General features: G+C 63.9%; 17 protein-coding genes. 11 read left to right on the plus strand and 6 right to left on the minus strand.

Annotated features, from left to right (window positions below):
- Window positions 1-19 precede the first annotated feature (19 nt).
- From ACWAT4_RS36695 to ACWAT4_RS36705, 3 genes are all read left to right on the plus strand, one after another.
- Complete coding sequence (locus ACWAT4_RS36695) at window positions 20-781, plus strand: SDR family NAD(P)-dependent oxidoreductase (RefSeq protein WP_212426096.1); 762 nt, start codon at window positions 20-22, stop codon at window positions 779-781.
- A 15-nt stretch (window positions 782-796) separates the two neighbouring features.
- Complete coding sequence (locus ACWAT4_RS36700; RefSeq protein WP_212297365.1) at window positions 797-1,216, plus strand: acyl-CoA thioesterase; 420 nt, start codon at window positions 797-799, stop codon at window positions 1,214-1,216.
- A 91-nt stretch (window positions 1,217-1,307) separates the two neighbouring features.
- Entirely contained in the window at window positions 1,308-2,459 is a 1,152-nt protein-coding gene (locus ACWAT4_RS36705; RefSeq protein WP_212297366.1) for an ABC transporter substrate-binding protein, read from the plus strand.
- 77 nt (window positions 2,460-2,536) lie between these two features.
- On the opposite strand, the gene ACWAT4_RS36710 is transcribed toward ACWAT4_RS36705, so the two are convergent.
- Both ACWAT4_RS36710 and ACWAT4_RS36715 read right to left on the minus strand, forming a co-directional pair.
- Window positions 2,537-3,265 carry a glutathione S-transferase family protein gene (locus tag ACWAT4_RS36710; protein WP_449729337.1) on the minus strand — a complete coding sequence of 243 codons (729 nt, stop codon included), beginning with the start codon at window positions 3,263-3,265 and terminating at the stop codon, window positions 2,537-2,539.
- Between the two features lie 38 nt (window positions 3,266-3,303).
- Complete coding sequence (locus ACWAT4_RS36715; protein WP_212297368.1) at window positions 3,304-3,579, minus strand: hypothetical protein; 276 nt, start codon at window positions 3,577-3,579, stop codon at window positions 3,304-3,306.
- A 112-nt stretch (window positions 3,580-3,691) separates the two neighbouring features.
- Here ACWAT4_RS36715 and ACWAT4_RS36720 point away from each other — a divergent pair, with 112 nt between their 5' ends.
- Both ACWAT4_RS36720 and ACWAT4_RS36725 read left to right on the plus strand, forming a co-directional pair.
- The gene (locus ACWAT4_RS36720) at window positions 3,692-4,390 is read left to right on the plus strand and encodes a helix-turn-helix transcriptional regulator (protein ID WP_025575324.1); all 699 of its coding nucleotides are present in this window, start codon (window positions 3,692-3,694) and stop codon (window positions 4,388-4,390) included.
- 5 nt (window positions 4,391-4,395) lie between these two features.
- A complete protein-coding gene (locus ACWAT4_RS36725) occupies window positions 4,396-4,710 on the plus strand; it encodes a YkgJ family cysteine cluster protein (protein WP_449731311.1) in 315 nt (104 codons plus the stop codon).
- A 55-nt stretch (window positions 4,711-4,765) separates the two neighbouring features.
- Here ACWAT4_RS36725 and ACWAT4_RS36730 read toward each other — a convergent pair whose 3' ends face one another.
- Together ACWAT4_RS36730 and ACWAT4_RS36735 are read right to left on the minus strand one after the other, a co-directional pair.
- Window positions 4,766-5,164 carry a hypothetical protein gene (locus ACWAT4_RS36730; protein WP_212297369.1) on the minus strand — a complete coding sequence of 133 codons (399 nt, stop codon included), beginning with the start codon at window positions 5,162-5,164 and terminating at the stop codon, window positions 4,766-4,768.
- 206 nt (window positions 5,165-5,370) lie between these two features.
- Entirely contained in the window at window positions 5,371-5,718 is a 348-nt protein-coding gene (locus tag ACWAT4_RS36735; protein ID WP_177248139.1) for a DUF3307 domain-containing protein, read from the minus strand.
- 404 nt (window positions 5,719-6,122) lie between these two features.
- Between ACWAT4_RS36735 and ACWAT4_RS36740 the strand changes: the two genes are divergently transcribed.
- The 4 genes from ACWAT4_RS36740 to ACWAT4_RS36755 all read left to right on the plus strand — a co-directional run bounded on the left by ACWAT4_RS36740 (window position 6,123) and on the right by ACWAT4_RS36755 (window position 9,968).
- Window positions 6,123-7,568: a TAXI family TRAP transporter solute-binding subunit gene (locus ACWAT4_RS36740; protein ID WP_449729338.1), complete on the plus strand. Its 1,446-nt coding sequence runs from the start codon at window positions 6,123-6,125 to the stop codon at window positions 7,566-7,568.
- A gap of 118 nt (window positions 7,569-7,686) precedes the next feature.
- On the plus strand, window positions 7,687-7,905 hold the full coding sequence (locus ACWAT4_RS36745; RefSeq protein WP_212297371.1) for a hypothetical protein: 219 nt from the start codon (window positions 7,687-7,689) through the stop codon (window positions 7,903-7,905).
- 155 nt (window positions 7,906-8,060) lie between these two features.
- Window positions 8,061-9,170, plus strand: a complete 1,110-nt coding sequence (locus ACWAT4_RS36750) for a cyclic nucleotide-gated ion channel (protein ID WP_212297372.1) — start codon at window positions 8,061-8,063, stop codon at window positions 9,168-9,170.
- Window positions 9,171-9,182: 12 nt separating this feature from the next.
- Window positions 9,183-9,968: an enoyl-CoA hydratase/isomerase family protein gene (locus tag ACWAT4_RS36755; protein WP_212426094.1), complete on the plus strand. Its 786-nt coding sequence runs from the start codon at window positions 9,183-9,185 to the stop codon at window positions 9,966-9,968.
- Between the two features lie 3 nt (window positions 9,969-9,971).
- On the opposite strand, the gene ACWAT4_RS36760 is transcribed toward ACWAT4_RS36755, so the two are convergent.
- The gene (locus tag ACWAT4_RS36760; RefSeq protein WP_449729339.1) at window positions 9,972-10,439 is read right to left on the minus strand and encodes a DUF6157 family protein; all 468 of its coding nucleotides are present in this window, start codon (window positions 10,437-10,439) and stop codon (window positions 9,972-9,974) included.
- Window positions 10,423-11,061: a glutathione S-transferase family protein gene (locus tag ACWAT4_RS36765; protein ID WP_449729340.1), complete on the minus strand. Its 639-nt coding sequence runs from the start codon at window positions 11,059-11,061 to the stop codon at window positions 10,423-10,425. Before ACWAT4_RS36765 ends, ACWAT4_RS36760 begins: the two co-directional genes overlap by 17 nt.
- An 87-nt stretch (window positions 11,062-11,148) precedes the next feature.
- Between ACWAT4_RS36765 and ACWAT4_RS36770 the strand changes: the two genes are divergently transcribed.
- Both ACWAT4_RS36770 and ACWAT4_RS36775 read left to right on the plus strand, forming a co-directional pair.
- Window positions 11,149-12,171, plus strand: a complete 1,023-nt coding sequence (locus tag ACWAT4_RS36770; protein ID WP_212426092.1) for a helix-turn-helix transcriptional regulator — start codon at window positions 11,149-11,151, stop codon at window positions 12,169-12,171.
- Between the two features lie 98 nt (window positions 12,172-12,269).
- A complete protein-coding gene (locus tag ACWAT4_RS36775) occupies window positions 12,270-12,509 on the plus strand; it encodes a hypothetical protein (RefSeq protein ID WP_212297377.1) in 240 nt (79 codons plus the stop codon).
- The last annotated feature ends 18 nt before the right edge of the window (window positions 12,510-12,527 follow it).

Below are 12,527 nucleotides of genomic sequence, written 5' to 3' on the forward strand. Positions count from 1 at the left end.
TTCATCGAAGGAGAACGCCATGTTGTTGAAGGATCAGGCAGCCATCGTCACCGGCGGCGCATCGGGGCTTGGTGCGGCGACCGCGCGAAAGCTGGCGGCGCAGGGCGCAAAAGTCGCGGTCTGCGATCTCAATGCCAAGCTTGCGGAAACCGTGGCGGCCGAGATCAAGGGCGTCGCCGTGACCTGCGACGTCTCCGATGCCGCCTCGGCGGAAGCTGCGATCGCGCAGGCGACCAAGGCTCACGGCCCGGCCCGCGTGCTGGTCAATTGCGCCGGCATCGGCGTGGCAAAGCGCGTGGTCGGCCGCGACGGTCCGATGGCGCTCGCCGATTTCGACAAGGTGATCAAGGTCAATTTGATCGGCACCTTCAACATGCTGCGCCTTGCCGCGACCGAAATGTCCAAGCTCGAGCCGCAGGCCAGCGGCGAGCGCGGCGTCATCATCAACACCGCCTCCGTTGCCGCCTATGACGGCCAGATCGGCCAGTCGGCCTATTCGGCCTCGAAGGGCGGCATCGTCGGCATGACGCTGCCGATCGCGCGCGAGCTCGCACAGTTCGGTGTCCGCGTGCTGACCATCGCGCCCGGCCTCTTCCTCACGCCGCTGCTCGCCAACCTGCCGCAGGAAGCCCAGGATTCGCTTGCCGCCGCGATCCCGTTCCCGCGCCGGCTCGGCAACGCCGACGAATTCGCCGCCCTTGCGCTGCACATGGTCGAGAACTCCTACCTCAACGGCGAAGTGGTGCGCCTCGACGGCTCGCTGCGCATGGCGCCCAAGTAGTAAGGCCCGCAACGCATGTTCGTGAACCGGCGCGACGTCCAGATCCAGTGGGGCGACTGCGACCCCGCCAACATCGTCTACTATCCGCGTTATTTCGCGATGTTCGACGATTCGACGTCGACCCTGTTCGAGGTCGCCGGTTTCTCCAAGCAGGACTTGGTCCGCAAATACGGCCTGGTGGGCATCCCCATGGTCGACACGCGGTCCAAGTTCTACATCCCCTCGACCTACGGTGACTGGATCACCATCGAGACGAAGATCGAAAGCATCAAGCGCTCGAGCTTCGAGGTGAAGCACAACGTCTACAAGGGCGAGGCGCTCGCGATCGAAGGTTTTGAGACCCGCGTCCTGGTCGGCCGCGACCCCGTTAACCCCGACAAATTGAAATCGGCACCGTTTCCGCCGGAAATGGTAGCGAAGTTCGCCGGGAGTTAGAGTCTGGAGCTAAATCGCCGCATCACCAAAAGACGGGGCTGAATTCATCCCCGATTTCTGCTTTCAAAGAATAACGTCAAGGGAGGAATAGATGAAACGCTTTTACCTGACCGCCGCAATCGCGGCGGCTACGCTGGCGCTACCGGCCCTGCCCGCGCTGGCCCAGACCAACGAAATCACCATCGGCATCAGCGTGACCACCACGGGTCCAGCCGCCGCCCTCGGCATTCCCGAGCGCAACGCGCTGGAATTCGTGCCGAAGGAAATCGGCGGCGTGCCGCTGAAGGTGATCGTGCTCGACGATGGCGGCGACCCGACCACGGCGACCACCAACGCGCGCCGCTTCGTCACGGAATCCAAGGCCGACATCATCATGGGCTCGTCGACGACGCCGCCCTCGATCGCAGTCTCCAACGTGGCGAACGAAGCCGGCATTCCGCATTTCGGTCTCGCGCCGTTCCCGATCACGCCCGAGCGCGCCAAGTGGTCGGTGTCGATGCCGCAGCCGATTCCGATCATGGGCAAGGTGCTTTATGAGCACATGAAGGCTCACAACGTGAAGACGGTCGGCTATATCGGCTATTCCGACTCCTACGGCGACCTCTGGTTCAACGACTTCAAGGCCCAGGGCGTGCCGATGGGCATGACCATGGTCGACGAGGAACGCTTCGCGCGGCCGGATACGTCTGTCACCGGGCAGGTCCTGAAGCTCGTTGCAGCCAATCCCGACGCAATCCTGATCGGCGCCTCCGGTACCGCGGCTGCGTTGCCGCAGACCGAGTTGCGCGAGCGTGGCTATCAGGGCCTGATCTACCAGACCCACGGCGCGGCCAGCATGGACTTCATCCGCATCGCCGGCAAAGCCGCCGAAGGCGTGCTCATGGCGTCCGGCCCGGTGATGGACCCGGAAGACCAGCCCGACAGCGCGCTCACCAAGAAGCCGGGCCTGGCGCTCAATGCCGCCTATGAAGGCAAATACGGCCCGAACAGCCGCAGCCAGTTCGCGGGCCATTCCTACGACGCCTTCGAGGTGTTGAAGCGCGTGATCCCGACCGCATTGAAGACGGCCAAGCCCGGTACGCCCGAATTCCGCGAGGCCATCCGCCAAGCCTGGCTGACCGAAAGGGACATCGCGGCGAGCCAGGGCGTCTACAACTTCACCGAAAAGGATCGTTACGGCCTCGACGACCGCTCACGCATCCTGCTCACGGTCAAGGACGGCAAATACACGCTCGCGAAGTAAGAGGGCGGCACTCTCTGAAACGACCGGAGCCGGCCCATCGGGCCGGTTCTTTATCTTTCGCGCTTCCCGAGCGCGGGTCAGGCCGCCTGCCGCAGCGGCGTCCAGGCGAACTCCGGATAATAGTTATCCATCATCCGGTCGACATAGGCGGTAAGGTTCGGAAACCCTTCCGCGCGCTCCCGCAGGTGGGAATCGAAGAACGGCGTGAGAATTCCGGCGAGCGCGCCGAAGGCGGTGGCATCGACACCGCTGGGCCTGTTGCCCATCAGATAGGATTTGTCACCGAGCTGCACCGAGAGCGCGAACAGCGAGCGGACGGCGAGATCGACATCGTCGTCGGGCCCATGGCGGCCGAGACCGGAGAGCAGGTAGTTCTCGGCGACGCGGAACTGCGCGTCCTCCCGTAGCTTCTCGCGGTTGTGCTCGGGTGCGCCGTCGAAGAAATGCGCCGGCCCCTTGGCGAAATTGGCGGCATCGACCCAGCGCGCGCCGACCAGCGCCCAGTAGACATGGTGCTCGATCATGCGCTCGAACGCCCAGGCTTGCGCGCGCTCCTGCAAGGAGAGACCGGCGTCGAAATCGAAGCCGTAGCGGCGCTCGATATGGGCGCGGATGAAGGTGGAATCGGCCACTGCCTCGCCGCCATCGTCGATGAACGGCAATTGCCCTTTCGGCGACGCCGGCGGCATCGCGCGCTCCTTCCTGTAAGGCAGTCCCGCCATCTTGAGCTGCACTTCTGTCTTGGTGACGAAGGGGCTGATTTCCGGCAGGCCAAAGCCGGTACCAAAGCCGTAAAGCGTAATCATGGGAGCTCTCCTGAACCTACCGAAAGAGTTGATGGAACCTAGTGGCGGGCTGCTGCCACCATGGTGGCAGCAGCCGTGATATCTTCTGCGAAACGGGCCCCCCGCCAGGCGCGGCCCATGACATGGCGGACCACCGCGTCCGCAGCCTGGATCAGCGAGCGTGTCAGCATGGCCGCAAGCGCGATGCGGAGATCGGCGACCGTGAGATCGAAAAACGTGAGGCGGCTGAAGGCCCAGGCAGACAGCGAGACATGCAACGGGGCCCGGGTCCGCCACAACGGACCGGCCGGACCGAAATGGGTTGGAATGATCATGGACAAATCCTCTTCAGTCGATGTGTTGTCCCGGTATAGAACTCCCCTGCTGCCAACATCCTGTCAGCAGCCACGCGCCGTTTTCTGATCTGCCCACGACGAGAGAATTGTCATGAGACGCGCCGACCGGCTGTTTCAGATCATCCAGGTGCTGAGGCGCACCCGTAAGCCGCTGACAGCGGACGCGATTGCCGCCGAGCTCGAGACGTCGAAACGCACGATCTATCGCGACATCGCAACGCTGATTGGCCAGCGCGTGCCGATCCGCGGCGAGGCCGGCATGGGCTACATTCTCGAGAAGGGTTTCGATCTGCCGCCCTTGATGCTGACACCCGACGAAATCGAAGCGGCGGTGCTGGGCGCGCAATGGGTCGCCGGTCATGCCGATTCCACGCTGGCGCGCGCGGCCGAAGATTTGATGGCCAAGATCGCCGACACGGTGCCTGAGCGGCTGCGCCCCTTCGTGCTGGAGCCGGCCAGCCGCGCGCGGCCGAGCTGGAACAGGGAGCCGGACCGGCTGGACATGGCGCGCACGCGCACCCAGATCCACGAAGGCAAGAAGATCATGCTGCGCTATCGCGACGAGCAAGGCCGCCCCAGCGAGCGCATGATCTGGCCGATCTCGGTCGGCTACCTGGAAGCGGTGCGCCTGCTCGCGGCCTGGTGCGAACTGCGCAGCGACTTCCGCAGCTTCCGCACCGATCGCGTCGTGGACGCCACCTATCTCGACGAAAGATATCCGGAGCGGCGCGACGTGCTGCGCGCGAAATGGCGGCAGAGCCTGGTCTGGGGCCCGCCGAAAGATACATGACGACGATGGAAGAAATCGATCTCTCGGGCCTTTGCCAGAGCTGCGGCGCCTGCTGCGGTTACTCGCAGAACTGGCCGCGCTTCTCGATCGAGAGCGACGAGGAACTGGCGCTGATCCCCGACGCACTCGTCAACGAGCGCCAATCCGGCATGCGTTGCGAGGGCGATCGTTGTTCGGCGTTGCAGGGAGAAATCGGCAAGGCGACCGCGTGCGGCGTCTATGCGGTGCGGCCGGAGGTGTGCCGCACCTGCATGCCGGGCGACGCCGAATGCGCGATGGCGCGGCGAAAGTTCGGCCTGCCTGCGATCGCTAGCGCATGATCCGGAAAAGTGTGCAGCGGTTTTCCGCCAAGATCATGCGCCAACAAGAAGCCGCTTAGGCCGGAACCGCTTCGCTGATCTCGTCGTCGATCTCGTCCTCGAGCGGCGCGAGCACCGAAAGCGGCTTGGTCGACAGCGTGATCGGCTTGCGGCCCCCCGACAGGGACGGGGACGATTTGGCCGAGCCTTCGCGCGACAGCGCGTAGAGCGTCGAGCCGACACGGCCGCCGTTCTCGATCAGGTCGCGCTCGCTGCAGCTGCCTGCGATCGCGACCGCCAGCGAATGAAGATGGCTGCGGCGATAGCAGAACAGCGCCAACCTGGCGCGCGCGTCAGGGGAAACACTCTCAACCAGCCTCGGCAGGCCACCCTCGCTGGCGCGGTACATCTCGCCAAGGAGCTCGTCGCGAACCGGGCAGAAATCGCTTTCATAAGCGTCGCGGCTTGAAAACATTGCAGTTCTCCCTCGTATCGGGAAGATGCCGCGTAATTCTCTAATGAAAGGTTAACCACCCTGGGCGGTAGTCACCCGGTGTCCTTGCTTTATGCCGCGAATCAGAACGGTCCCCTACCCGGGTTGAATACGGGGGTGGCGCTGCCCATGGGGCCTTGCTTCGCGACTCCCGTTCTTGGCGGTCTCCCTCAGGCTGAGGTCTGGGCCTAGTTCGCAGCCATGAAGATGGAGAGACCGAAGCCGGTGAGATGGTGCAGCGCCTGGTCGACGCCGATCAGGGTCCAGAACCAGGGGTGCTCCTGGTTGACGCCGAAGTTGGCCGAGACCAGCCCTTTGGCGCGATCAATCGTGATGTGGATGACGAAATCGATCAACGCCACGAACCAGAATTTCGGCGCAACGATCAGGATCAGCGGCAGCGCAACCGCAAGGTGAATCAGGCAATGCACCAGAAGCGGCAAGGCCCAGCCATGCTTCTGGTCTTTGCCATGCGCCATCCAGGCGGTCTGCAGCACGAAATCGGCGATGATGTGCTTGAAAGTAAGCAGCAACATCCAGCCAATGAGCGCTTCGACAGGAACCGCCGATGACAGGGGTGGAAACGACAAAACTGACGCCCTCGTTGAACTCGAAAAGAAAAAATGGAGCGTTCAGCGCAACTTCTTCTTGGACCCGACACGTCCTCGGGACCGGTGATTTATGACATCTCCCGCGCCGGAATGCAGCCGGGGGGAACTGGAAAATCGCCAACTGTGGCTAAACGGTGATAGCCTCTCCCATCGGCGCGGGATCGGCTGAGGTTACCTTCGGCGCGGAATTTGCTTTCTGTGGCTGGGGCGCTATCATCCTCAGGTAGAGGATTATTGTTCTTTTTTCAGACGCTTACGGAATTTTCGTGCGTGCCGCCGGTGATCACCGAGCCCGCCCGCGCCTCCTGTAATAAGGCCAGAGTGCTGCCATGAGTGCTGAAGGCCCGACCTCGCCGACGGAACTCCCGCCGCCCCGGCGTCCCAAGGTGATCAAGACCAATCAGCAGCAGGTCCTGCTGTATGTCGTGCTGACCCTACTGTTGTCGCTGGCCACCGTCTGGGCCGGCCGAGCCCTGCTGCACAATTCGGAGACGCTGATCTTCGCCGTCGGCGCCCCCAACAGCGACGAGGCGCTGTTCGCGACAAAGCTCGCCAACGTGCTGAAGACCAACGCCTCGCGCTTCCGGGTCAAGATCGTCAATAGCCCCGACAACGCCAAGGCAGTCGCGCAATTCGACCGCAGGCAGGCCGATCTCGTCGTCCTGCGCACCGATGCCAAAGTGCCCGCGCGCGCACGCACACTGGCGATCCTGGACCACGATCTCGTGCTGCTGCTCGGTCCCGGCAACAAGAAGATCAAGTCACTGGCCGAGCTAAAGAAGAAGAAGGTCGCGGTTCTCGCCGAGAACGACGCCTCGCTCGCCTTCGTCCGCAACCTCCTCGACATTCCCGACGGCCCCGACGCCGCAAGGATCCAGATGGCGCCGCAAGGCGCGACGCTGGACAAGCTGTTCGCACCGGCCAACGGCTTCAACGCGGTGATCGCCGTCGTTCACGCCTCCAAGGCCATACGCGACAAGGCCTATGAGCAGGTCGCCAAACGCGGCGGCTTCACGTTGAATGCGATCGACGAAGCCAAGGCGCTGGCGCGCAAATTCCCGGGCATTTCCGATGAGACGCTGACGGCCGGCACGCTGTCCGCATCGCCCGAGATTCCTGACGACGATCTCGACACGATCGGGCTCGAATGGCTGCTGGTCGCGCAATCCAAGATGTCGGCGACCACCGCCGGCGACATCGCGCGCATCGTCTACGAGAACAAGTCCGCGCTCGGGCTCGACAATGGCTTCGCGACCCACATCGAGCCGGCCTCGGTCGAGAAGGATGCCTACGTGATGGCGCATCAGGGGGCGGCCGACTACATCAACGACGACACCAAGTCGTTCATGGATAAGTACAGCGACATGATGTATCTGGGCGCCGCCGCGCTCAGCGTCATCGGCTCGATCTTCGCTGCGATCTACGCCAAGATCACCCGCATCGCGCCGGAAAAGGCGAGCGAGCTCTCCACCGCCATTCTCGACATTGGCGAACGCATCGAGCACGCTCATTCGCTGGATCAGCTCGAATGCCTTCAGGACGAGCTCGAGAGCATCCTGCGGGGCGCGGTCATCGGCCTGCGCGACGGCACGATCAGCACCGACGGGCTCGACACCTTCAAGCTCGGTTATGAATTCGTCCGTGACGAAATCGGCATGCGCCGCGACTACCTGAAGCGTCACGCCAGCGAAATCGAGAGCGCCGCCCGCGAGTCTGCCCCTCCCCCGCATGATGACAGCAATGTCGTGGTGGTGAAGACAGCTCAGAGTGCCTGACCTATCGAATCCTGCCTGCGACCGGAGGTCTTGTCTTCCCTGGCAAATCGCTGCCCCGGCTCCTGGAACAGTTTGCCTGGCGCAACCGTTGGTTACAGGTACAACCGGAGAACGCACCATGCGTATGCTCCTTCTCACCATCTTGCTGGGAATGCTGGTTGCGGTTGGTTACTTCGGCTATTCGGCCATGGCGGTCGAAGGCGATCCGATCCCGACGGGAGGTTACGTGGCACTGGCGCTCGGGGCGGGGTTCTCCGTGGTCGTCGGCATCGGCCTGATGATGCTGCTGTTCTTGAGCAGCCGCCGAGGCTATGACGAACCTCCACATTTCAAATAGCGCCCACAACGCAACGCCTAGGCACCCAGCATCGGCGCCCTGATCCGGGCAGAAGGTGCTGGCTCCCCATCGTTGACGGCCCCAGTGCGGGCGGGCACTTTGGCGCCGAAGTCCCATCCCGGGGCTGCAAGCACAAGACCGAGCCGCCATCCCGCATGTCCAAGCCGATGTTTCCCGCTCTGGCCCAATTCGTGGCCGCGACCGCCGGCCGCAACATGACCAAGGCGGCCTATGTGGCCGTGATCGTCGGCGTGGTCAGCATGGTGCTGCTGACACTCGATCCGGCCTATGAGACGGCCCACCGCTGGGTCGATTTCCTGCTCTGGGCCTGTCTCGTCTATTTCGTTTTCGAATGGCTGGTCCGGCTGCGCCATATGGCAGGGCAGGGGCGGCTGGGCCTCTACATGACCTCCTCCGCCGGGCTGGTCGACACCTTGGGGGCGCTGGCCGTACCGGTCGCGCTGATCTTCGGCGCCGAGCCCAAGACGGCCTGGCTGCTGAGCGTGCTCTGGGTCTTGAAGGTAGTGCCGGGCATTCCCGGCCTGCGCCAGCTCCGCCGCGTGCTCGTGCTGGAATCAGGGCCGCTGGTCAGCGTGCTCGTGATCTTCCTGATGGTGGTCTTCCTCGCCTCCGTCGCCGAGTATTTCCTGGAGCGGGATGTGCAGCCGCAGACGTTCGGCAGCGTCCCCGCCGCGCTGTGGTGGGCGGTCGTCACGCTGACCACGACGGGTTATGGCGATGTCGTGCCGGTCACCCCGCTCGGTCGCATGGTGGCCGCGCTGGTGATGATCTCCGGCCTTGGAGTGTTCGGTCTCTGGACCGGTATTCTCGCGACCGGATTTGCCGCCGAGACCCGGCGTGACAATTTCCTCAAGACCTGGGAATCCGTCAGCAAGGTGCCGTTCTTCGCGGCGCTGGGGCCTGCGGCCATCGCCGACGTCACGCACATGCTGCGCACCATGGAGCTGCCGGCCCGCACCATGATCATCCGCAAGGGCGCGCAGGGCGACTGCATGTATTTCATCGCCGCCGGCGCGGTCGAGGTGGACCTCCCCGGCAAGAAGGTCCAGCTCGGCGAAGGCGCCTTCTTCGGCGAGATGGCGCTGCTCGGCAACAACATGCGCGGCGCCAATGTGTCGACCACGAAAGTGTCGCGGCTGCTGGTGCTCGACCTCGTCGATTTCCGCGTGTTGATGGCGCGGCATCCTGATCTGGCCGAGACCATCGACGCCGAGGCGAAGCGCCGCACGCTCGAAAACAAGTAAATGGAGACAAGAATGTCGGACACAGCCGACGCGGCAAGTCCCCCCGCGCTCAAAATCGCTGGAGCCCGCGCCACCATCCGCCTGAACCGGCCCAAGCATCTCAACCGGCTCCAGGCCGAAGATCTCGGCGAGCTGGTCAAACTGTTCGACCGGGTTGAGGCCGATCCTGATATCCGCGTGCTGGTACTGACCGGGACGGGACGCGCGTTTTCGGCCGGTTATGACCTCAATTCGGTCGCCGAGCGGGCGGTGAGCGTCAACGAGCAGCAGAGCGCGGGCTCTGCCTTCGAGGTGGTCGTCAATCGGCTGGAAGATCTCGGCGTGCCGACGATCTGCCGACTCAATGGCGGCGTCTATGGCGGCTCGACCGACCTCGCGCTCGCCTGCGATTTCCGCATCGGCGTCGACAGCGCCGAAATGTTCATGCCGGCGGCTCGGCTGGGGCTGCACTACTACACGAGCGGCATCAAACGCTACGTGACGCGGCTCGGCGTCGACAACGCCAAGAAGCTGTTCCTCACCGCGCAGAAGATCACCGCGCCGGAGATGCTGCGGCTCGGCTATCTCACCGCGATGGTGGCGGTGGAGTTCCTCGACGAGGAAGTCGACAAGCTCGCCAATATCCTCGCCGGCAACGCGCCGAACGCGATGCGCGGCATGAAGCGCGCCATCAACGAATTTGCTCGTGGCGAACTCGACGAGCCCGCTGCCGACCGGCGTCACCGGGACAGCATGCGTGGCGACGAGATCAAGGAAGGCATCAAGGCGTTTGCGGAGAAGAGAGCGCCGCGCTTTTGAGGATCACCCCCGCTTCGACCGCATCGCACGTGTCTGCGTGAGCTTTGAATCGCGCGACAGCGCCTGATAGCGTTTGCTGTCGACGGCGTAGATCGCGATTCGGCCCTCACTGTCGGCGTGCACACCCCAGCCGTAGCGCTTGCCGAGGCCCGAGGCTCGCATGCAGGCCTGTCCGCGCGAGAAGAACGCAGAGCGGGCAGCGGTCCTCTCCGACTTGGTCACCTTGGCTCCAAGTTCACGCCCATGCGCCGAGGTCGCGAAGATCACGTCGTCCGACGTGTACCTATAAGGTGCATTCGCGATCATCGCATATTGCAGGCCGGCCACTGTTGGTCGCCCTGCCCGCGGCGGCGGCTCCTCACCGAAGCGCGCCGGACAGTCCTCAGCAACCCGAATGAACGTGTCGAAACAGTTAGTCGTATGGATCGGTCTGGTCATATGAGATTCGGCCTCTTCATCCCGCCGCGGCATGCTGCGCCGCCATCTCGTCGTCCGCCGCGTTGATGCGCTGGAAAGCGCTCCGCGAAGTCATCCGCTCGGCATAGCGGACAAAAACGTCCTTCTTCGGCACGATGCCGAACATCATGGTCCAGCTGAACGCGACGCCCCATAGGACATCGGCGGCGGTCATGCGCGCACCGAGCAGATATGGCCCTTGCGACAGCTGCGCCTCAAGCGCACCCAGCATGGTATCATAGTCGGCATAGGGTGATTGCGTGATTGGCGCGGGCTCGCGTTGCATGAACTTGTCGATCAGGGCCGGCTCGAACGATGAGCCGTAATAGGCGATCCAGCGCAAGTAAGGCCCGCGCAGCGGATCGTTCAGCGCAGGCGTGAGGCCGGCCTGCGGAAACAGGTCGGCGAGATAGATCGTAATCGCGACCTGCTCGGTCACCAATGCACCGCCGTGGTGGATCGCCGGCACCTTGCCGAGCGGATTGATGGCGAGATAGGCCGGCTGGCGCTGCTCGCCGGCCTTCATGTTGAGGACGTGGAGATCGTAGGGCGCGCCGAGTTCCTCCAGCAGCACCCTTGTGCCTGTCGCCCGGCTCTGCGGCGAATAATACAGCGTGATGCGGTTCGTGTCTGTCATGGCGGGTCTCCCTCGGGCCGGCTTGCGATGCGCGCATCTTTAGCCGACCATACCTGACATCCTGTGTCAGGTATGGTTTAAGAAACCATGCGTGCGAGCCGGATGCTTTCGATCCTCACCACCCTCCAGGCCAAGGGGCAGGTCACTGCGCCTGAGCTTGCGGAGGCCTTTGAGGTCTCGGTGCGCACGATCTATCGCGATATCGATGCGCTCGCGGCGTCCGGCGTTCCCGTTTATGCCGACCGCGGCGCGGAGGGTGGCTACCGCCTGCTCGGCGGCTATCGCGTGCGCTTGAACGGCTTGTCGCAGAGCGAAGCTGGTGCGCTGTTCCTCGCAGGGCTCCCAGGTCCGGCCGCAGCGCTCGGGCTCGACGCCACGATGATCGCCGCGCAAAACAAGCTGATGGCGGCCTTGCCTGCTAACCTGCGCGAAGACGCTGGGCGCATGCAGGAGCGCTTCCATCTAGATGCCCCGGGCTGGTTCGGCGAGGCCGAAGAACCAAAACATCTGCGCACCATTGCGGGTGCCGCGCTGCGCGGAGCATTGATAAAGATCCGCTATCAGAGCTGGCGCGCCGAGAAGCAGCGCCGTGTCGCCCCGCTCGGCCTCGTGCTGAAGGGCGGCAGTTGGTATCTCGCCGGACAAGTCGACGGCAGTGTGCGCACCTATCGCGTCGCGCGCGTGCTCGACTGCGTGGTGCTTGACGACTGCTTCGACCGTCCCGCCGATTTCGATCTCGCCGCCTATTGGCAGGACGCGACGCTGCGGCTCGAGGCCGAGATGCATCCGAACGTCGCGATCGTCCGGCTCTCGCCGTTCGGGGTGAAGTTGCTCGACGCGCTGAGCCAGCCTTACGTCAAGGCGCGCACGGAGATCGAGGACGCCGCCGATGCAGACGGCTGGCGCATCGCAAGGGTGCCGACCGGCAAGACGTCGTGGCACGCTGCGGCCGAATTGCTGCGGCTCGGCCCCGAGGCCGAGGTGCTGGAGCCCGCCGATCTCCGCGAGAAGATGGCAGAGCTGACGCAGGGGATGGCCGCGCGTTACCGCACGGCGGCGCGGAAAGCCCGGCCGAGACGCACTTCGCCGCAGCCGACGAAACAATCCTGAAACACGATTCTCCCCTGCCCGTGTGAACGCAATCGCATCTCGACCCGACCGAGAAGCAGGGACACAACAACGGCCCCGCGCCACACTGGAGAATGAAGATGTTTCGTAAGCTTGCAATTGGTTTGATCGCCGCCGGCTCTCTCGGTATCGCCGCTCTTGCGCCCACCGCCGCGTCGGCTCATGGCTTCCATCATCACTGGGGTCCCGGCTGGGGCTTTGGCTATGGCGGTCTCTACGTCAACACCGGCGTCAGCAATTGCTACCAGGAGCGCGTCGTCCAGACCCGCCACGGCATGCGCGTGCGCGTCGTGAATGTCTGCGGCTACGGGATCTATTGATATCGTGCCTTTCCGATA

Source organism: Bradyrhizobium sp. T-1, from assembly GCF_053592855.1.

Coding starts and splice junctions, on each gene's coding strand:
- ACWAT4_RS36705 (WP_212297366.1), top strand. CDS start 1,308: ATGAAACGCTTTTACCTGACCGCCGCAATCGCGGCGGCTACGCTGGCG.
- ACWAT4_RS36730 (WP_212297369.1), bottom strand. CDS start 5,164: ATGTTTTCAAGCCGCGACGCTTATGAAAGCGATTTCTGCCCGGTTCGC.
- ACWAT4_RS36775 (WP_212297377.1), top strand. CDS start 12,270: ATGTTTCGTAAGCTTGCAATTGGTTTGATCGCCGCCGGCTCTCTCGGT.
- ACWAT4_RS36720 (WP_025575324.1), top strand. CDS start 3,692: ATGAGACGCGCCGACCGGCTGTTTCAGATCATCCAGGTGCTGAGGCGC.
- ACWAT4_RS36700 (WP_212297365.1), top strand. CDS start 797: ATGTTCGTGAACCGGCGCGACGTCCAGATCCAGTGGGGCGACTGCGAC.
- ACWAT4_RS36770 (WP_212426092.1), top strand. CDS start 11,149: ATGCGTGCGAGCCGGATGCTTTCGATCCTCACCACCCTCCAGGCCAAG.
- ACWAT4_RS36735 (WP_177248139.1), bottom strand. CDS start 5,718: ATGTTGCTGCTTACTTTCAAGCACATCATCGCCGATTTCGTGCTGCAG.
- ACWAT4_RS36740 (WP_449729338.1), top strand. CDS start 6,123: ATGAGTGCTGAAGGCCCGACCTCGCCGACGGAACTCCCGCCGCCCCGG.
- ACWAT4_RS36750 (WP_212297372.1), top strand. CDS start 8,061: ATGTCCAAGCCGATGTTTCCCGCTCTGGCCCAATTCGTGGCCGCGACC.
- ACWAT4_RS36760 (WP_449729339.1), bottom strand. CDS start 10,439: ATGCCGCGGCGGGATGAAGAGGCCGAATCTCATATGACCAGACCGATC.
- ACWAT4_RS36695 (WP_212426096.1), top strand. CDS start 20: ATGTTGTTGAAGGATCAGGCAGCCATCGTCACCGGCGGCGCATCGGGG.
- ACWAT4_RS36715 (WP_212297368.1), bottom strand. CDS start 3,579: ATGATCATTCCAACCCATTTCGGTCCGGCCGGTCCGTTGTGGCGGACC.
- ACWAT4_RS36745 (WP_212297371.1), top strand. CDS start 7,687: ATGCGTATGCTCCTTCTCACCATCTTGCTGGGAATGCTGGTTGCGGTT.
- ACWAT4_RS36725 (WP_449731311.1), top strand. CDS start 4,396: ATGGAAGAAATCGATCTCTCGGGCCTTTGCCAGAGCTGCGGCGCCTGC.
- ACWAT4_RS36765 (WP_449729340.1), bottom strand. CDS start 11,061: ATGACAGACACGAACCGCATCACGCTGTATTATTCGCCGCAGAGCCGG.
- ACWAT4_RS36710 (WP_449729337.1), bottom strand. CDS start 3,265: ATGATTACGCTTTACGGCTTTGGTACCGGCTTTGGCCTGCCGGAAATC.
- ACWAT4_RS36755 (WP_212426094.1), top strand. CDS start 9,183: ATGTCGGACACAGCCGACGCGGCAAGTCCCCCCGCGCTCAAAATCGCT.